This window comes from Streptomyces liliifuscus (assembly GCF_016598615.1).
GTDB lineage: Bacteria > Actinomycetota > Actinomycetes > Streptomycetales > Streptomycetaceae > Streptomyces > Streptomyces liliifuscus.
On record NZ_CP066831.1, the window covers coordinates 810,496 to 829,149 of the forward strand.

Consider the following 18,654-nt stretch of genomic DNA (forward strand, 5'->3'; position numbering starts at 1 on the left):
AAGTCAAGCGTCTTGTACAAGCGTCCAAGGACGCGAAGGAGCGGTCGGATGAACGGTCGGACGAGAAGGACGGCATCGGTCGCACTGAGCGGCCTGGGCGTTCCCGAGTCCCTGCGCTGGTACCAGGGAGCCCTGTGGTTCTCGGATCTCGCGCACGGCACGGTGCACCGATGGGACGGCATCGCGGAGCCGGAGACGGTGATCGAGGTCCCCGGCCGGGCCGGCGGGCTCGGCTGGCTTCCCGACGGCCGCCTGCTCGTCGTATCCATGGACGGGGGCCGCGTCCACCGCCGGGAGGCCGGGGGCGAACTGGTCGAACACGCCGATCTGCGCCACATCGTCGGCGGCCCGGTCAACGACATGCTCGTCGACCCCGAGGGGCGCGCCTACGTGGGCAACTTCGGCTTCGACTACCACGCACACTCCCGCGAGCACCCGAACTCCATGCTCTACGCACCGCCCGGCCCCCCGAGAGCCCCGATCGCCTGCCTGGCGCCGGACGGAAGCCTGCTCGGGCTGACGGAACCCCTGCTCTTCCCGAACGGGACCCTGCTCAGCGCCGACGGCAGGAGCGTGATCGTGGCCGAGACCCTGGCCATGCGGCTCACCGCCTTCTCCAGGAACCCCGACGGCACGCTGACCCGCCCGGAACCGTGGGCGCCCCTGATCTCACCGCTCCTGTGGCGCCTGGTGAACCACCCGGGGACGGCAGGCCGCATCACCCGCAGGATCTCGGCGCTCCTGGACCACCCGGCCGTGTCGAAGCGCTCCTCGTCCCCGATCGCACCGGACGGCATCGCGTGGGACGCCGACGGCACGTCCATCTGGGTCGCGAACGCCCTTCGAGGCGAATGCGTACGCGTCGCCCGCGGCGGCCGTGTCCTCGACCGGGTCTCCACGAGCCAGAACACCCTGAGCTGCCTGATGGCCGGACACGACGGACACACCCTCTTCGCCGCCACCGTCCCGACGGACGATCCCGTCCGCGCCGCCGAACTCAACGGTGGCCGCATCGAGATGGTGCGGCTGTAAGCCCCTGTCCCGCATCTCCGCCCCTGGGTAACAATCCAGGAGAACTCCACTTGAACAATTGACTTGGACAGTTGACCAGGAGAATCTGAGGCCATGTCTCAACCATCCGAACCATCCAGGCCCAATAGCCCCTACAGGCCCTCCGAGGAAGGCAAGGTCCTTCTCGTGACCGGCGCCGGCGGCGGCATCGGAGCCGCCATCGCGGAACTGGCGATCACGCGGGGCCATCGCGTCCTGTTGACCGACGTGGACGAGGAGGCCGTCCTGGCCCGAGCCGGCACCCTGGGCGAGCGGGCCGCCGCACAAGCCCTGGACATTCGCAGTCCCGCGGACTGGAGCAGGGCGTTCGACGCGGCTCAGGCACGCTTCGGGGTCGTCGACGTGCTGGTCAACAACGCCGGCATCACCCACACCGGACTGGCCCGCGATCTCCGTCCCCAGCAGCACCGCGACATCGTCGAGATCAACCTGCTGGGCACGATCACGGGGGTCTGTACGGCGCTGGAGCGCATGACCGCGCAGGGCCACGGTCACATCATCACCGTCTGCAGCATGACGTCGTTCCTGCCTCTGCCCGGATACGCCACCTACGGCGCCACGAAGCACGGCCTTCGAGCCTTCCACCACAGCGTCGCCATCGAGGAACGCGACGGTCCGCTGGACTTCACGATCGTCCATCCGCCGTCCACCCGGACCGGAATGCTCGACCAGGAGATGGCCGACCCCTCCGCCGCCATCGCCTTCGCGGAGAAGTCCTACGCCCCGGAGCAGATCGCCAGGGTCGTCGTCGACGCCATGACCGCCAAGCCGGTCGAAGTGGTGTTCCCGCCGCTCGCCGGCCGCTTCCAGCGGATCGTCGGAGTCTTCCCCCGGCTCATGCGCCGCGCCATCCCCATCGTCGAGGCCAAGGGCCGGCGGCAGCGGGAGCGGTTGCGCTCCGCTCAGGGGATCCCGGCATCCGGGAACTGAGGGGATCTCCCCAGCCCACCTTTCGAACAGACCTCCCAGAAAGGGTGCGGATGTGAGTACGCACATGACGTCCCGACCGGACGTGACAAGGCCGGGCATGAAGAACGCCATATCCGCCGTCCCCGGGCCGAACGAGGCCCGGATGATCCAGCTGAACAGGGCGACCGAGCACCTGGACCCGCCGTTCGCCGTGGTGGACCTGGACGCCTTCGACGCCAACGCCGCGGAGCTGGCGCACCGGGCGGCCGGCCGGGCGACCATCCGCCTGGCCAGCAAGTCGGTACGCAGCCGCGAGCTGATCGGGCGTGCCGCCCGGCGTGAGGGGTATCGGGGAATCCTCGCCTTCACCCTGCCCGAGGCCCTGTGGCTCGCCGAGGACCACGAGGACGTGGTGATCGGCTATCCGACGACGGACCGCACCGCGCTGAAGCGGCTCGCCTCGGACGAGCGCGCGGCCTCGCGCATCACCCTCATGATCGACTCGATCGCCCAGTTGGACTTCGTCGACGAGGTGGTGGGCACCTCCCGCCCCGACATCCGCGTCTGCATCGATCTGGACGCCTCGCTGGAACTGGCCGGAGGCCGCATCCACCTGGGCCCGTACCGATCGCCCGTGCACTCCCCCCGGCAGGCCGCCGCACTCGCCCGCGCCATCCAGGACCAACCCGGATTCCGGCTGGCCGGGCTCATGTCCTACGAGGGGCAGATCGCCGGGCTGGGCGACAACCAGCCCGGGTCCCTGCTCAGGCGGGCCGCGATCCGCGCCATGCAGCGCCTCTCCGCCGCCGAACTGGCCGATCGGCGCGCGGCGACCGTAGCCGCCGTCGAAGCCGTGGCGCCGCTGGAATTCGTGAACGGCGGCGGTACGGGCTCCATCGAGCAGACCTCCGCCGAACACGTCATCACCGAGATCGGTGCCGGATCAGGGCTCTACGGGCCCGGACTCTTCGACTTCTACCGGCGCTTCCGCCCCCTGCCCGCGGCCTTCTTCGTCATGTCCGTCGTACGCCGCCCGAGCCCCAGGATCGCCACCGTGCTCGGCGGCGGCTGGATCGCCTCCGGCGCGACCGGCCTCGACCGCCAGCCCACCCTGGCCTGGCCGCGCGGCCTGCGTACGAACCCACGGGAAGGGGCCGGCGAGGTCCAGACACCGGTCCTTGGCACCGCCGCGCACGGGATGCGGCTCGGCGACCACGTGTGGTTCCGGCACGCCAAGGCCGGCGAACTGTGCGAACGCGTCAACACACTTCACCTGGTGTCCGGCACGGAGATCGTCGACGAGGTCGCGACCTACCGGGGCGAGGGACACGCCTTCCTGTAACCAGTTCCCGAACAGGCCCGCTGCTCAGCAGCGTTGTTCCCGTCCCCGGAGGCCGTATGCCCACCGAGTTCCACGCTCCGGCCCCGGTGCCGCCGGCTGCCGCCACAGGAGCCGCCACGGGAGCCGTCCTCGCGCCAGACGTCGGCCATGCGCCGACGGAGCCCGTCTCCCGTGGCTGGATCGCCTTGTTCGGCGTGGTCTGGTTCGGGTTCTGGATGGCGAGTCTCGTCCCCCTTCAACTGCTGTTGCCCCAGCAGTTGGAGATCATCGATCCGGCGTCCAAGGTGCACAGTTTCGCCGTCGTCAACGCGCTGGCCGGACTGGTCTCGCTGCTCGCCCTCCCGGTGTGCGGGGCGCTGTGCGACCGCTCCCGCAGCCGCTTCGGACGCAGAAGGCTCTGGCTCGCGGGCGGCGCGCTGTGGTTCGCGGCGGGGCTGGCGATCACCGGGGAGCAGACGACGGTGACGGGCATGACCCTCGCGTGGTCGGCGAGCATGCTCGGCCTCAGCGCCGCCACCGCCGGGCTGACCGCCATGATCGCCGACCGCGTCCCCGTCGGCCAGCGCGGTCTGGTGTCCAGCGCGATCTACGGCCCCCAGGCTCTCGGCGTGGTGACCGGCATCGCCCTCGTCTCCGTTCTCGCGCTGTCCCCCGCGAGCGGCTACCTCGTCATCGCCGCCCTGCTGATCGTCTGTACCGTGCCGTTCCTCGCGCGCTTCCGTGACACCTCGTACGACGCCGAGCCCGCGCTGAGTCTGCGTACGCTGCTCACCTCGATGGGCCGCTCGCTCGGGAACCGCGACTTCGCCTGGGCGTTCGGCGGAAGGCTCCTGGTCAACCTGGCGAACTCCCTGGGCGTCTGCTACACCCTCTACTTCCTGACCGACGACCTGAAGGTCCCCGATCCGGCCGGCAGCCTGCTCGCCTGTACGGCCCTCTACCTCGTGGCCGGCGTCCTGGCCAGCTCCGTCGCCGGAGTGCTGTCCGACCGCCTCGGCAGACGGCGGATATTCGTCGCGCTGGCGGCGCTGCTCCAGGCGGCATCGGGTTTCCTTCTGGCGAGCTTTCCCAACCTGGGTGTCACGCTGGTGGCGTCGGCCGTCATGGGCGCGGGTTTCGGTGCGTACATGGCCGTCGACCAGGCGCTGATCACCCAGGTCCTGCCCGATGCCGAGAGCCGCGCCCAGGACCTCGGCATCATGAACATCGCCGCGGTCGTCCCGCCCTCGCTGGCCCCTCTGATCGCCAGCTTCCTCATCACCTCCGACCGCGGCTATCCGCTCCTGTTCTCGTGCGTAGGCGTGGCCGCGACGGTGGGAGTTCTGCTCGTGTACCGCGTTCGGTCCGTCAGATAGAGACGCTGAGCCACCCCTCACCCGCCCTCCGCCTTGAGAAGAAAGGAAAGCCGTGGACACGCTCCCCTCCAACGCGCCCTGGCACAGAGCGAATCCGAACCCGACACCGACCCCGACGTTGTCCCCGAAGTCGTCCCGGAAGCCGGACACCTGGCGGAACTGGGCCGGGAACGTCACCGCTCGCCCGGCCCAAGTCGTCTCACCCGCCTCGGTGGAGGAGCTGCGCGCCGTAGTTCGCCGGGCGGCCGAGGACGGTCTGCCCGTGAAGGCGGCGGGTACCGGCCACTCCTTCTCCACCGCCGCCGCGACCGACGGCGTACTGATTCGCCCCGACCGACTCAGTGGCATCCGTACGATCGACGCGAAGGCCGGCACCGTCACCGTCGAGGCGGGTACGCAACTCAAGACGATGAACATGGCCCTGGCCCAACACGGCCTGTCGCTCACGAACATGGGCGACATCATGGAACAGACAGCGGCCGGTGCCACCAGCACGGGCACCCACGGAACGGGGCGCGCATCGGGTGGGATCGCGGCGCAGATCCGTGGCATGGAACTGGTGACGGCGGACGGTTCACTGCTGACCTGCTCCGCGACGGAGAACCCGGAGGTGTTCGCCGCGGCGCGCGTCGGACTGGGCGCCCTGGGGGTCGTCAGCGCCCTCACCTTCGCCGTCGAGCCGCTGTTCCTCCTCGCCTCCCGCGAGGAACCGATGACGTTCGACGCGGTCACCGCGGCCTTCGACGAACTCCACGCGCACAACGACCACTTCGAGTTCTACTGGTTCCCGCACACAAACAACTGCAACACCCTGCGCAACAACCGGACCGTCGGCCCTCACGCCCCACTGGGCCGGCTCAAGACATGGTTCGAGGACGAGTTCCTCTCCAACACCGTCTTCCAGGCGCTCAATTCCGTGTGCCGAACCGTCCCCGCCACCGTCCCGGCGATCGCGCGGATCACCAGCCGCGGCCTCTCGGCCAGGACGTACACGGACATCCCTTTCAAGGTCTTCACCAGCCCGCGCCGCGTCCGGATGATCGAGATGGAGTACGCCGTCCCGCGCGAGGCCGTCCTCGACACCCTCCGCGAACTCAAGTCCATGATCGAGCGCTCCGATCTGCGCATCAGCTTCCCGGTCGAGGTCCGCACCACGCCCGCCGACGACATCACCCTCTCCACGGCAAGCGGACGCGACAGCGCCTATATCGCCGTCCACGTCTACCGGGGCATGCCGTACAAGCGGTACTTCGCGGAAGCGGAGCGCATCTTCGTCGCACACGAGGGGCGCCCGCACTGGGGCAAGCTCCACACCCAGGACACCGCCTACTTCGCGGCCGCCTACCCCCGCTTCAACGAGTTCACGGCACTGCGCGACCGGCTCGACCCCGACCGACGCTTCACCAACGCGTATCTCCGCAGGGTGCTGGGCGACTGACCCACCCGGCACTTGGGGAGCTCAAAGTGCTGGGCCAATAGGGCGTACAAGGGCGCCGGGGAACCCCTCCGGGTACCGTTTCGGGGCCGCCGCCTTATGTGATGGGAGCGCTGCCACAGCCGGACGTGGCAGCGAGCCCGGGCTCGCTGCCGTGCCACACGCGCCCCGGACCGCCTTGGCTCAGCCCGGCGTGTCCATCAGGGCCGTGACATAGGCATCCAGCCGCTCCTCAACGGCTCGCGTCGTCAGCTCGGTTCTCCCTGCCTCCCGCCAAGGCTGCGACACCCACTGCACTTCTTCCGAGAATGCCAGCGCGTCCCGCGCCCGCCAGTACAGCCGTTCGCTCGTGCCCACCGCCAGCACCCCACCGGCCTCCTCATACGCCTCGGCGAACCGCAGACCCCACGCCGGGCCGTGCAGCAGCGCGAGATTGGTGGAGCAGTGCGCCACATCGAGATCCGCCGGGCCCCAGGAGGTGGCCGCCCAGTCGACGACGCCGGTGATCCGGGCACCTGCCGACGGTGGGGACGGCACGTCGAACAGCACGTTTCCGGGGTGGAGGTCCCGATGCAGGAAGCGCCCTTCATAGGGCGGTGCGGGCTTGCAGATCACGTCGATCGCCTCGGCCCATGCCGCCGTGTCGGCGCCCTTCGGAGTCACGACGGTGTCTGCGGTCGTCAACGCCACATACTCCCGGGGCCGCTCGGCGGGTCGCACCGCGTGGATCGCCACGAGTTGACGGGCCAGCAGAGGGAGGCGCGTCTCCAACCCCTCGTAGTCGAGGACCGTCCGGCCCGCCAGCTGTGTCATGAGGAGCGATGGATACTCGCAATGCGCTGCGGTGGCATCAACCGCGACCAGTCGAGGAGCCGGCACACCGGCCCCCGGGAGCAGCGTCAGGGCGCCGGCCTCCCTGTTCAGCCAGTCCTCGGCGTGCTCCACGTCGACGAAGGTCCGCAGCACCAGGTCACGGGTACCTCCGTCCCGCGTGCCGATGGTCAACCTCCGCATCTCTGCAGTGATGCCGCCGCGCAGCGCCTCAGTTCTGACGACCCGTTCCCCGACCCCCAGGTGCCGGCTCACCCAAGCCAGCGTCAACGGCCGAACAGCCCCCGCCTCATCGTGGTCAGTCACCGTGCCACCCCATCATCCGGACAGAGCCACACGCAAAGGTCTTTCGTTGGAGGCGATGACAACCCGGCTCGCCGTCGCGCCACGTGAGTGGGTGCCCCAGCCTGAATCGCTCCGCTACACCGATTCAGGCATTACCGTCCCGGGCCGAACCACTGGCGTGGATCATGAGGCCATGGACTGGGTTTCGCCGCTGTCAGGTCTCGTGGGTGCGCTCATCGGTGGTGGTGCTTCCCTCTACGGAGGGCGTGCCCAAGTGCGTGCGCAGTTGGACCTGAAGAACGCCGAGATGGTGGCGGCATCCGCGGAGCAGGAGGACGCGGAGCGGGGCCGCATCGCGGCGGCGCTGGGTCCACGGCTGCTCGAACTCACGCGGGTGTACCGCGCGGTGGGCGCAGAGTTCTCCGACGGCAGAGAGAACCCCGATTGGCCCATGCTCGTCATGGATGCGGAGCTGGCAGCCCTGGAGATCCCCGACCGGGAATTGCGTGAGTTGATGGCTGACGCCCTGAAGGCTGTCGAGCACTGGAGCAGCAGCTTCCGCAACGTGAATGGCAGACCTTCGCGGCTCATCCCTGTCGTCCTCGACCACCTGATGCAGTGCCTCTTCGCATGGAGGCGCGGGGACGAACTGCCCGAGCCGAGCCAGGCGTTCGAGAACGCGCAGGAGTCGTGGATGCTGTGGATCGACGAGCACAGCCACCCCTGAAGCTGTCTCCGATCCTGGCCGTCAGGCGCCGACTTCGCGGGCGGCGCCCACTGTGCGTTGAGCCCGTTGCCACCTGACATGACCTGAAGTGGTTCGCCTACCGTCCCCCAGAAGACACCCCCACCGGCAAGGAAGCGCAATCAACTTAGCGCCGGCGCCAGTTGGGTTCGGGTTCCCGGGAACCTCTGGCGCCGTACAGGCGTCGCAAGGACCATCGGCGCGCGGGGCGTAGAGGCAGGGGGGCTGATGGGCCGGTTCGAGTTCGGGGAGTACCGGACGCTCGCGCTGCTCGGGGCGGGTGGCATGGGCCGGGCGTATCTGGCCCGTTCGGGGTCGGGGCGGCTCGTCGTGCTCAAGGTGATGCATGCGCACCTCGCCGCCGAGCCGCAGTTCCGGGAGCGGCTGCGGCGTGAGGTGCGGGCGGCGCGCGCCGTGACCGGTCCGTTCACGGCGGCCGTGCTCGACGCGGCGCCGCAGGCTCCCCTGCCGTGGCTGGCCGTCGAGTACTGCGCGGGTCCGACCCTGTCGGAGACCGTGGCCGGGTACGGGCCACTGGCGGCCGGTGACCTCGCCTCGCTGGGGGCCGCTCTCGCCGAGGCGCTCACCGCGATCCACACGGCCGGCCTGGTGCATCGCGACCTGAAGCCGGCGAATGTCCTGGTCACCGGTCAGGGCCCGCGCGTCATCGACTTCGGTATCGCAAAGGCGCTCGGTGACGGACCGGCGTCGGGACCGGCGTCAGGACCGTCTGACGAGGCCCTGACGGGGAGCGGGGAGATGCTCGGCTCTGTCGGCTTCATGGCACCCGAGCAGATCACGTACACCACCGAACCCGCGGCCTCCTGTGACGTGTTCGCGCTCGGGGCGCTGCTCGCGCTGGCGGCGACGGGCCGCAGTCCGCACGGCGGCGGCACGGCCCCGCAGATCATGTACCGGACGCTGCACGAGGAACCGGATCTCGCCGGCGTGCCGGACGGGGAGTGGACCGCCTTCCTGACCCGCTGTCTGTCGAAAGGGCCGGACGGGCGCCCCACCGCGACGGAGGTCCTGGACTGGTGCGCCGCCCGCGCGGCCGAACGGCCGTGGTGGGAGCGGCCCGAGGTGACCGCCCTGATCGACGGCCACGAGGAGACGGTCGCGCGCCGGATCGCCGTGTCGGCCGAAGCCGACGGGGAAGGCGCCACCCGCGTCGACCGCCCGTCGACCCCGGCGACCCCGCCGTCCCCCGCGGGTCCGTCGCGCAGACGCGTGTTCGCGTGGGCGGGCGCCGCCGTCACGACCGCCGCAGGGGTGACGACGGCGATCGCCCTCTCAGGGGACGAGCCCGGCACGCGGCGGCAGCCGGTCACCTCGTCCTGGCGCTCCGGCACCCCGCTGTGGACCCGCGAGGTGGGCGCCCTCGAGTACGGCGGCTCCCTGACCCGTACGGCCGACGCCCTCTACGTACGCCAGGATGGAACGGCCCGCCGACTCGACCCGAACACCGGTGCCGTTGCCTGGGAGGTCGAGGACGCGACCGCCGTCCTGTCCTCCGGCGACACGGTGTACGTCACCCACCTCCGGGAGGGCAGTATCTCCCCCGAGGTCGTGGCGCTCGACGCGGCCAACGGCACGGAGCGGTGGCGCACGGGCGCCCTGGAGTCGAACCCGCACCGGCCCTACGGTGTCTACTCGCCCGACGGCGACTCGACGCTGCTCGCCGTCACGCGGCGCACTGCATGCCTGGTCACGTTCGCCGAGTACGACACGTCGTGGGCACGGCGCACGAACCAGGGGAAGCCCTGGCGGGCGTACGGCTTCGACCTGCCGACGGGCGCCCCGCTCTGGTTCAGGAGCGGTACGGCCGCGCAGGTGACGGCGCTGAACGCGGCAGGCGGCCGGTTCGCCCTGGCCACGGCAACCGCGACATGGGGTCCCCTGTACGTGCTCCATGAGCGCTCGGGCGAGGAGGAGTCCAGCATCCCCGACGGCTCGGCCACGCCCGAAGTGCATCCGGGAGCCCGGGGAACCCGCTACTACACGACGGTGGCGTCCGTACGCCGGGTGAACCTGGCCACGGGGAAGGCGAGGTGGACACGGCGCCTGACGCACGCGAGGGTGGCGGAACCGGCCGGCGACGAACTCGTCGTGGCCGCCGCGGCCGAGGGCCTGGGCGCACTGGACGCGGCCGGCGGCGACCGGCGCTGGTGGCGCGACGACGTCCGCGCGCTCACCACCACCGACGGCCGCCTTCTGGCGGACGCCACGGCGATCTACGCGACGGGCCCCGAACCGGGCGTCTCCGCCACGTCCGCGGGCACGTCCGCGTGGGGCATCCACGTCCTGGCGGCCGCCACGGGCAGGCTGCGCTGGGCCGTCCCGGTGGACGGCCTGACGACGATGTCGTACGGGGCGGCGGGCGACGGCCTGATCCATGTGTGCACCGGTGCGACGCTGCAGACGTTCCGCGGGCCGTGAGCCGGGCCGGCCCGCGCGAGCGGGCAGCGCAACGGGAGGAGTACCGGCCCACCGACGACCACCCCCGACGGCGAAGGAAAGGCTCACAGGAGGCCCGCGCATGACCACCGCCCTTCTCCCCGAGGACCCCAGACAGCTGGGCCGGCACCACCTGATAGCCCGGCTCGGCGCCGGAGGCATGGGCCAGGTCTACCTCGCCCGCTCTCCGGGCGGCCGTCTCACCGCCATCAAGACGATCCACGAGCACCTGGCCGAGGACCCGCACTACAGGGAACGGTTCCGCCGCGAGGCCACCGCCGCCCGCAGGGTCACCGGTGCCTACACGGCCCCTGTTCTGGACGCCGACCCCGACGCACGGCTTCCCTGGCTGGCCACCGCCTTTCTGCCCGGAGTGACCCTGCGCCGCGCCGTCGCGGCGACCGGCCCCCTGCCCTTACCGGCCGTACGCGCCCTCGCCGCCGCCCTCGCCGAGGCGCTGCGCGACATCCACGCGGCCGGCCTCGTCCACCGTGATCTGAAGCCTTCGAACATCCTGCTCACCCGGGACGGGCCCCGCGTCATCGACTTCGGCATCGCCCGCGCCCAGGACGACCGGGCCCTGACGGAGACCGGCGGGATGATCGGCACCCCCGGGTACATGTCCCCTGAGCAGATTCTCGACGGCCCGGCGGTGACCTCGGCGACGGACATCTTCGCGCTGGGCGCGGTGCTCGCGTTCGCGGCGACGGGCCGGGACGCGTTCGGCGCGGCCTCCGTGCCCGCGCTGCTCTACCGGATCGTCCACGAAGAGCCCGAACTCGATGACGTACCCGTGGAATCGGGCTTGAAGGACCTGATCGACGCCTGCCTCGACAAGTCCCCCGGCAACCGCCCCGATGCCGCCGCGATACTCCACCGCACTGTCACATCCGCCCGGTCGGCCTGGTGGCGCGACGAACCCCTGCGTTCTCTGTTGGCCGACGCCGAGTCGACGCCGCACCCCGACCCGGAGCCGCCGCCGGCTCCCACCGTCTCGCTGCCGAGTCCGGCCCCCTCTCCCTCTCCCTACCCCTCCCGGCGGGGCGAGTTGTCCCGCCGCGCCGTCGTCGCAGTCGGCGGTGCCGGCCTCGCCGGCCTGTTCGGCTATGCGGTGGCACAGGGCGGCGGCAACGCCCAGGACGAGGATCCGGACGCCTGGAAGGTGACCGGGGGAACGGCCGCCTCCGGCGCGATCCGCTGGCGGCTGAGCGCGGGCGCCGGCCGGGTGGACGCCCTGCTCGCCACGTCGGCCGGGCTCGTCCTGCACGGGCTCGAAGGAACAGTCGCCAGCTCCGGGGCGACGCAGCTGCGTACCGCCTCGACGGGCCGTCGGCGCTGGGTGTCCGAGACCTCTGACGATGTCCCGGACGACTGGGGCGTCACCGACGACGGGCTGCTCCTCGCGGGCGGCATCCTCACCCCCACCACCATCAGCACAGGCAAGATCCTTTCCAAGGCGGCGACGCCGGACCCCACCCAGCAGTGGTACGCACTCGCCGGCACCGTCATGGTCATCCGCGACGTGAACGTGCTGCGAGCCGTCTCGCTCACCTCCGGCACCGAACTGTGGCGCCGCGAAGAGCGTTCCGAGTGGCGCCGACCCGCCGTCGTCGGCGACGCACTCCTGCTCACCGACGAGTTCGCCCGTCCGACCTGCGTGGGCGCGAGGGAGGGCGAAGAGCTGTGGGCCTACGGGGAGTTGGGCAAGGACGACACGGTGACGGCCGTGGGCGCACTGCCCCCGGACCGGTTCGCGCTGCTCACCGAGAAGGGCATGCTGCATATCGTCGACGCCCGCAGCGGGGACCGGGTGACCGCCCGCGCTCTCAAGACCGGCATCGCACGCGGTGCCACCGCTCTCGCCCGCGCAGGCGACGCCGGCCTCCTCCTGACCGGCTCCACCCTGCACGGCTTCGGCCTCGACGACGCACGCCTGAACTGGAGCACGCCCGCGCTCGGCCTCGACGCCTGCTGGCCCCGGCGCCCCGGCGGCGTCCACGTCCCCGTCGTCGCGGGCGGACTGCTGCTGCACTGGAAAGACGGCCGTACGCTCGCCGCTCTCGATCCGCGCACCGGTCGATCGCGCGGCCGGGCAAAGCAGTTCGAGGGCAACGGGCCCGCCCAGTGCCCGCCCGCCGTCGCACCTGACGGCACCGCGGTCTACGCGGCAGCGGGCCGAGCCTGCGCGGCGCTGCGGACGACCGCGAAGGGCCTGACCGAAACACACACCCGCACAGCCCCCGCTCCCGTCACCGCCCTCGCGGCCGACACCCGCGGCTGGTATGCCTGCGCAGGCCGCAAGACCGTGATGGCGGTCAACGGATAGCCCTCGGCAACCGGCCGCGCGACACCCTCGACGGGGTTCAGTGCGTACTCGTACGTCAAAGGGCCCCGCGCGGCCATCGAGACATCGTCGTCCGGCCCTCGTCTCGGCCCGCGTCTCGGCCTGCGCCCTCTTCGGCTCGCGCCCTCTTCGCCTCGGACGGCTGTCGCCTCTGCCCGGCCCGCACGAAGGTTGGTAATGGGATCCATTTTCATATAGCGTCGGTCCTGCTCGCCCACCAAGGAGGACCGACATGGCCGTTCCCAAGCGGAAGATGTCCCGCAGCAACACCCGTCACCGCCGCGCCCAGTGGAAGGCGGCCACCTCGCAGCTCGTGCCGGTCACGGTCGACGGGGTCGCCCGACTCGTGCCCCAGCGGCTGGTCAAGGCGTACGAGCGCGGGCTGCTGCGCCCCGAGGGCTGACCGGGCATGAGGTTCGACCGACTGCCCGTGACCGTCCTGTCCGGATTCCTCGGCGCGGGCAAGACCACCCTGCTCAACCACGTCCTGGGAAACCGCGAAGGCCTGCGCGTCGCGGTCATCGTCAACGACATGAGCGAGATCAACATCGACGCCGCCCTGGTGCGCGGCGGTGAAGCCGCCCTGTCGCGGACCGAGGAACGTCTGGTCGAGATGACCAACGGCTGCATCTGCTGCACCCTGCGCGACGACCTGCTGGAGGAGATCGACCGGCTGGCCCGCGAGGGCCGCTTCGACTACCTCCTCATCGAGTCCAGCGGCATCTCGGAACCGATGCCGGTCGCCGCCACGTTCGCCTTCGCCCGCGATGACGGCGCCACCCTCGGCGATCTCGCTCGCCTCGACACGATGGTCACAGTCGTCGACGCGGCGAACTTCCTGCCCGAACTGACCAAGGGCGACGAACTCGTCGAACGGGGCCTGGACCAGTACGAGGACGACGAACGTACGGTCAGCGACCTGCTGATGGACCAGATCGAGTTCGCCGACGTCATCGTGCTCAACAAGCTCGATCTCGTCGACGAGGATGCCGCGGCCCGGCTCGGGGCAACGCTCAGCCGCCTCAACCCCGTTGCCCGGATCGTCCCCGCCGTCCACGGCCGGGTCGAGCTCGGCGCGGTGCTCGGCACCCGACTGTTCGACCTCGAGCGCGCCCAGCAGGCACCGGGCTGGGTCATGGAGCTCAACGGCGACCATGTCCCCGAGACCGAGGAGTACGGCATCTCCTCGACCGTCTTCCGCTCCGAAGAGCCGTTCCACCCGGGCCGGTTGTGGTCCTTCGTCACCGGAGAACTCGACGGTGGCGCCTTCGGGCAGATCCTGCGCTCCAAAGGCTTCTTCACCCTCGCGAGCCGCCCGTATGTGACGGGCCTGTGGTCGCAGGCCGGCTCCGTGGCCCGCTTCGAGCCCTCCGCCGCCCGCGACACCGACGGGCCGGGCAGCCAGGAACTCGTCTTCATCGGCACGCACCTGCACGCCGAAGCTCTCCACACCGCGCTGACGGACTGCCTCATGACCGACGGCGAGAGCCTGCCTTCCGTCGACCCGTTCCCCGCCTGGGACACCTACGGCATCGACGACACCTGCGAGCACGAGCACCCCGAACTCGTGGCCGGGGCCTGAGAACTCCGGGTCGGGCGGTGGACGCAGCCACGGCACTGCCCGACCCGGAACGGACACCGAACCGGAACCCCTCGCCCATCCCGCTGGACTGCCGCGGGGCGAGGAGTACCGACTCGGCCGTTTCCGCACTGTGGCCTAGGACTTGCGCCCGATGTGCGTCGCAGGCGGGATGTCTAGGGTCGACATCCATGCAAGCTACAGAGATCACGCGTCGCAATGCGGCGGAGCGCAGGCGCGACACCTTGGCCCGGCTGGGCGCGGAGCGCGACGTGTGGGTGTCGACGGCTCACCCCGATCATGGTCCGCATCAGGTGCCGTTGTGGTTCTTGTGGGACGGGCGCGCGGTATGGATGTGTACCGGTGCGGCCTCCGCGACCGCGCGCAACGTACGCGAGGAGCCGCGCATACGTCTGTCGCTGCCGGATACCTTCGACGTGGTGCTGCTGCAGGGAGAGGTGGAGGCGTATCCCGCAGGGGATGTACCGACGGATGCTGCCGACGCCTTCACGGCCAAGTTCGGCTGGGATCCGCGGACGGAACAGGGGTCCTTCCTCTACCTGCGCGTCGAGCCGACGACGGTACGCGCCTGGCGCGGAGAGCCAGAGCTTCGCGGCAGGGTCATCATGCGCGATGGGGCGTGGCTCGGGTAGCGCCGAGTGCCATCACCGTCGGCGCAGCCGAGAGCGCTGGTGCAGCAGATACAGGTCGAGGTACTCCAGGCCCAGTTTCTCCAGGCTCGTGTCGAAGGCACGCAGCGCGGAGTCGTAGCCGCAGTCGATCAGTCGGTAGCCGTCCCGGAGGGCGGTCTCGACCGCCGCGGCGGGGTGTGACGGTGTGACGAGCGCGGATCAGGATCGGACCATCACCTTCAGTGCTTCGCGGTCGGCCATCGCGCGGTAGCCGTCGGGGATGTCGTCCAGGCCGACGGTGCGGTCGAAGACGCGGCCGGGTTCGATGCGGCCTTCCAGGACGTCGGGGAGGAGTTCCTCGATGTAGGCGCGGGCCGGGGCGACCCCGCCGGTGAGGGTGAGGTTCCTCATGAACTCCGGGAAGCCGAGAGGGACTTCGGGGTACTGGGGTGCGCCGACGCGGCTGATGGTGCCGCCCGCGCGGACCGCGCCGACCGACATGTGCAGGGCGGGCAGTGTGCCGACGCATTCCAGAACGGTGTGCGTGCCGTCGCCGCCGGTCAGTTCCCGTACGCGCTCGATGCCCTCCTCGCCGCGCTCCGCGACGACGTCGGTGGCACCGAAGTCGCGACCCAGGTCGGTGCGGCCCTTGTGCCGGCCCATCAGGATGATCCGCTCCGCACCGAGCCGCTTCGCGGCCAGCACGGCGGACAGGCCGACCGCTCCGTCGCCGACGACCGTGACCGTCGTACGCGGGCCGACCCCGGCGGTGACCGCACAGTGGTGGCCGGTGCAGAACACGTCGGACAGGGTGAGCAGGGACGGCAGCAGGGCCGAGTCCTCGGCCACCGGCAGCTTGACCAGCGTGCCCTGCGCCTGCGGGACGCGTACCGCCTCGCCCTGACCGCCGTCGATGCCCTCACGCCCCCAGGTACCACCGTGCCGGCAGGACGTCTGCAGGCCCTCGGCGCAGAAGTCGCAGGTGTTGTCGGACCAGACGAAGGGAGCGACGACCAGATCACCCCGCTTGAGCCCGGACACCTCCGCGCCGGTGTCCTCGACCACGCCCAGGAACTCATGACCCATCCGCTGCCCCTGCTCTGTGACGGGCAGCGAGCCATAGGGCCACAGGTCACTGCCACAGACACAGGAACGCAGGACGCGTACCACCGCGTCGGTGGGCCGCTGGATCTTCGGGTCCGGGACGTCCTCGACCCGGACGTCCCCCGCTCCGTACATGAGTGTTGCTCGCATGAGGCTGCTTTCCTTGTGCTGGATACGAATTGACGGGCCGTCCTCGCCCTGAGGCATCACTCGGTTGACGCGCGGCGCGTCCTGCTGGAAACGAGGAAGGACCGATTCGTCCTCCACGATGTCATCGAGGTCCTCGAACCGCTCGATCGCGCTCATGGTGCTCGGCCACCCGGCGTACATGGCCCTCGGGGACGCGGGTCCCGGCACAGTCAACAGTTCCTCGCACCCGCTCTACGTGCCAGACCGCGCTGTGCCGGGGAACCCCGTTCCAGGGCATGACAGGGCCCCCCACGCGTCTACCGACGGGTCACCTTTCCCCCGCACACTCGAAGGCATGACACGTGAGCAGCCCACCGGCGGGGACACCGAGCTGGGGCGCTTCCTGCGCGCCCGCCGGGGCCGGATCACCCCCGCCGAGGCCGGTCTCACGGTCGGCCCGGGACTGCGCCGCACGCCCGGTCTGCGCCGTGAGGAACTGGCCACCCTCGCCGGCATCAGCATCGACTACTGCACCCGCCTGGAACGCGGCAAGGAGACCAGGCCCAGCCCGTCCGTCGTCGACGCCCTGGCTCATGCCCTGCGCCTGGAGGAGGACGAACACGAGCATCTGCGCAGCCTCGTCGCCCTCGCCGCCCGCACCACGCCGGAACCTCCGGCGCCGCCCAGCCGGACCATACGGCCGGGCATGAAGCTGCTGCTGGAGACCTTGCGGCCGAACCCCACGCATGTGGTCAGCCGTACCAACGACCTGCTCGCGGCCAACCCCAGCGGGCTGAAACTGCTGACCGGGATCGAGGAGTGGCCGACCAGGCAGCGCAACATCGCCCGCTACGTCTTCCTCCACCCCGCCGCCCGCAGCCTCTTCCACGACTGGGCCACCCAGGTCCGCGGCTGCGTCGCCCGTCTGCGCGCCCTGGCCGGCACCGACCCCGATGCCCCGGACCTGACCCGGCTCGCCGGGGAACTCCTGCTGAAGAGCCCGGAGTTCGCCCGCCTGTGGGAGCGCTACGACATCAAGGGCCACTCCCACGGCCGCAAGACCTTCCATCACCCTGACGTCGGCGACCTCACCCTCGGCTACCAGTCCATGGAACTGGAAGGCACGCCGGGCCACCGGCTCATCACGTACTACGCCGAGCCCGGCACCGCCGACCACGACGCCCTCGTCCTTCTCGACCTGCTCGGCTCCCAGTCGGCGCCGCACGCACCGACCGCGCCCCAGGACGAACCCACGTCGCCGTCGGCCTGACCCACCGCGCCCCACCGTCCCTGGCAAGGCGCCGGGCAGGCAGTCGGCGCTCGTCAGGACTGTGGGCGTCGTTGCTGTTCAGCCCGCGTACTGACATTCCCGGCGGACTGGGGGACGCTCGCGTCGAGCAGGAGCATGGCGTCGTGGTCCGGGGTCCCCGGTTCGGCGATGTAGACACCCAGGCGCTGGCCGGGGGTCCCTTCGATGTGCATGCTCTGGCCGCTGAGCGTGAGGATGCCGACCTCGGGGTGATGGAAGGTCTTCTCGATCTTCTTGCGCCCAGTGACGTCGTAGCGCTCCCACAGCCTGGCGAAGTCAGGGCTCTTCAGCAGGAGCTCACCCACCAGGCCGGTGAGGTCGGGGGCGTCCGGGTCGGTGCCGGCAAGAGCGCGGAGCCGGGCGACGCAGCCGCGGACCTGGTGGTCCCAGTCGGGGAAGAGGGTGCGCGCGGTGGGGTGGAGGAACAGGTAGCGGGCGAGGTTGCGCTGAGTGGCGGGCCAGTCGGCCAGGCCCGCGTACAGGGCGAGACCGCCCGGATTCCAGGCGAGCAGGTCCATGCTGCGGCTGATGACGTAGGCGGGACCCGGCCGCATGGTCTCCAGGGTCAGTTTCAGATGCGGGCGCACGGTCCGGCTGGGCGGCGGCGCGGGCTCGGGGGCGTACCGGGCGGCCCGGGCGGCGAGCTCGCGCAGGTGCTGGTGCCCGGCGTCGTCGAGACGCAGGGCACGGGCCAGGGCGTCCAGCACCGAGGGGCTGGGGCGGGTCTCCTTGCCGCGCTCCAGGCGTACGTAGTAGTCGATGCTGATGCCGGCGAGTGTGGCCAGTTCCTCGCGGCGCAGGCCAGGGGTGCGGCGCAGGCCCGTGCCCACGGTGAGACCGACCTGCTCAGGGCTGGTCTGGGTGCGGCGCGCGTGCAGGAACCGGCCCAGTTCCATGTCGGCGCTCCTGCTGGTGCTTCGCTCCGATGCCATATCGACAGTCTCACACCGCGCTGACCTGCGTGGGAGGCGTGTGGGGGGCCCTGTCACACCCCTGAATGCCGCTCCCCTGTACGGCCCGGCCTGCCACAGCGGACAAAAAGGCGCGAGGCTCGTGTTCCGTCAGCTCGGCTTTTCCCAGTGCAGGAGATCGTCCCTTGTGCACGTCCGCCCCAGACGCGGGCCTGT

General features: G+C 70.8%; 15 protein-coding genes and 1 pseudogene. 12 read left to right on the forward strand and 4 right to left on the reverse strand.

The window, feature by feature from the left end; translation table 11 throughout:
- The first annotated feature begins 48 nt into the window (after nucleotides 1–48).
- The 5 genes from JEQ17_RS03490 (at nucleotide 49) to JEQ17_RS03510 (ending at nucleotide 6,115) form a co-directional block, all read left to right on the forward strand.
- Nucleotides 49–1,032, forward strand: coding sequence for an SMP-30/gluconolactonase/LRE family protein (locus JEQ17_RS03490; protein WP_200393788.1), 984 nt, complete (start codon nucleotides 49–51; stop codon nucleotides 1,030–1,032).
- A 165-nt stretch (nucleotides 1,033–1,197) separates the two neighbouring features.
- On the forward strand, nucleotides 1,198–2,001 hold the full coding sequence (locus JEQ17_RS03495) for an SDR family NAD(P)-dependent oxidoreductase (RefSeq protein ID WP_234048046.1): 804 nt from the start codon (nucleotides 1,198–1,200) through the stop codon (nucleotides 1,999–2,001).
- A 97-nt stretch (nucleotides 2,002–2,098) separates the two neighbouring features.
- Nucleotides 2,099–3,322, forward strand: a complete 1,224-nt coding sequence (locus JEQ17_RS03500) for an amino acid deaminase/aldolase (RefSeq protein ID WP_234048047.1) — start codon at nucleotides 2,099–2,101, stop codon at nucleotides 3,320–3,322.
- 56 nt (nucleotides 3,323–3,378) lie between these two features.
- A complete protein-coding gene (locus tag JEQ17_RS03505) occupies nucleotides 3,379–4,677 on the forward strand; it encodes an MFS transporter (RefSeq protein WP_200393791.1) in 1,299 nt (432 codons plus the stop codon).
- 118 nt (nucleotides 4,678–4,795) lie between these two features.
- Nucleotides 4,796–6,115 carry a D-arabinono-1,4-lactone oxidase gene (locus tag JEQ17_RS03510; RefSeq protein ID WP_200401276.1) on the forward strand — a complete coding sequence of 440 codons (1,320 nt, stop codon included), beginning with the start codon at nucleotides 4,796–4,798 and terminating at the stop codon, nucleotides 6,113–6,115.
- Nucleotides 6,116–6,295: 180 nt separating this feature from the next.
- On the opposite strand, the gene JEQ17_RS03515 is transcribed toward JEQ17_RS03510, so the two are convergent.
- A complete protein-coding gene (locus tag JEQ17_RS03515) occupies nucleotides 6,296–7,198 on the reverse strand; it encodes a phosphotransferase family protein (protein WP_234048048.1) in 903 nt (300 codons plus the stop codon).
- 223 nt (nucleotides 7,199–7,421) lie between these two features.
- Here JEQ17_RS03515 and JEQ17_RS03520 point away from each other — a divergent pair, with 223 nt between their 5' ends.
- The 6 genes from JEQ17_RS03520 (at nucleotide 7,422) to JEQ17_RS03545 (ending at nucleotide 15,006) form a co-directional block, all read left to right on the forward strand.
- Nucleotides 7,422–7,955, forward strand: a complete 534-nt coding sequence (locus JEQ17_RS03520) for a hypothetical protein (RefSeq protein ID WP_200393793.1) — start codon at nucleotides 7,422–7,424, stop codon at nucleotides 7,953–7,955.
- Between the two features lie 246 nt (nucleotides 7,956–8,201).
- On the forward strand, nucleotides 8,202–10,412 hold the full coding sequence (locus tag JEQ17_RS03525) for a protein kinase domain-containing protein (RefSeq protein ID WP_200393794.1): 2,211 nt from the start codon (nucleotides 8,202–8,204) through the stop codon (nucleotides 10,410–10,412).
- A 100-nt stretch (nucleotides 10,413–10,512) separates the two neighbouring features.
- Nucleotides 10,513–12,756, forward strand: a complete 2,244-nt coding sequence (locus tag JEQ17_RS03530; RefSeq protein ID WP_200393795.1) for a serine/threonine-protein kinase — start codon at nucleotides 10,513–10,515, stop codon at nucleotides 12,754–12,756.
- A 250-nt stretch (nucleotides 12,757–13,006) separates the two neighbouring features.
- Entirely contained in the window at nucleotides 13,007–13,177 is a 171-nt protein-coding gene (rpmF, locus tag JEQ17_RS03535) for a 50S ribosomal protein L32 (RefSeq protein ID WP_200393796.1), read from the forward strand.
- A gap of 6 nt (nucleotides 13,178–13,183) precedes the next feature.
- Nucleotides 13,184–14,356: a GTP-binding protein gene (locus JEQ17_RS03540; protein WP_200393797.1), complete on the forward strand. Its 1,173-nt coding sequence runs from the start codon at nucleotides 13,184–13,186 to the stop codon at nucleotides 14,354–14,356.
- 188 nt (nucleotides 14,357–14,544) lie between these two features.
- A complete protein-coding gene (locus tag JEQ17_RS03545) occupies nucleotides 14,545–15,006 on the forward strand; it encodes a pyridoxamine 5'-phosphate oxidase family protein (RefSeq protein ID WP_200393798.1) in 462 nt (153 codons plus the stop codon).
- A gap of 39 nt (nucleotides 15,007–15,045) precedes the next feature.
- Here JEQ17_RS03545 and JEQ17_RS49890 read toward each other — a convergent pair.
- A pseudogene (locus tag JEQ17_RS49890) lies at nucleotides 15,046–15,132 on the reverse strand (aldo/keto reductase); the annotation flags it as partial.
- 72 nt (nucleotides 15,133–15,204) lie between these two features.
- The gene (locus JEQ17_RS03550) at nucleotides 15,205–16,239 is read right to left on the reverse strand and encodes a zinc-dependent alcohol dehydrogenase family protein (RefSeq protein WP_200401277.1); all 1,035 of its coding nucleotides are present in this window, start codon (nucleotides 16,237–16,239) and stop codon (nucleotides 15,205–15,207) included.
- A gap of 334 nt (nucleotides 16,240–16,573) precedes the next feature.
- Between JEQ17_RS03550 and JEQ17_RS03555 the strand changes: the two genes are divergently transcribed.
- The gene (locus JEQ17_RS03555; RefSeq protein ID WP_200393799.1) at nucleotides 16,574–17,488 is read left to right on the forward strand and encodes a helix-turn-helix transcriptional regulator; all 915 of its coding nucleotides are present in this window, start codon (nucleotides 16,574–16,576) and stop codon (nucleotides 17,486–17,488) included.
- A gap of 53 nt (nucleotides 17,489–17,541) precedes the next feature.
- On the opposite strand, the gene JEQ17_RS03560 is transcribed toward JEQ17_RS03555, so the two are convergent.
- Entirely contained in the window at nucleotides 17,542–18,459 is a 918-nt protein-coding gene (locus JEQ17_RS03560) for a helix-turn-helix transcriptional regulator (RefSeq protein ID WP_200393800.1), read from the reverse strand.
- Nucleotides 18,460–18,654 lie beyond the last annotated feature (195 nt).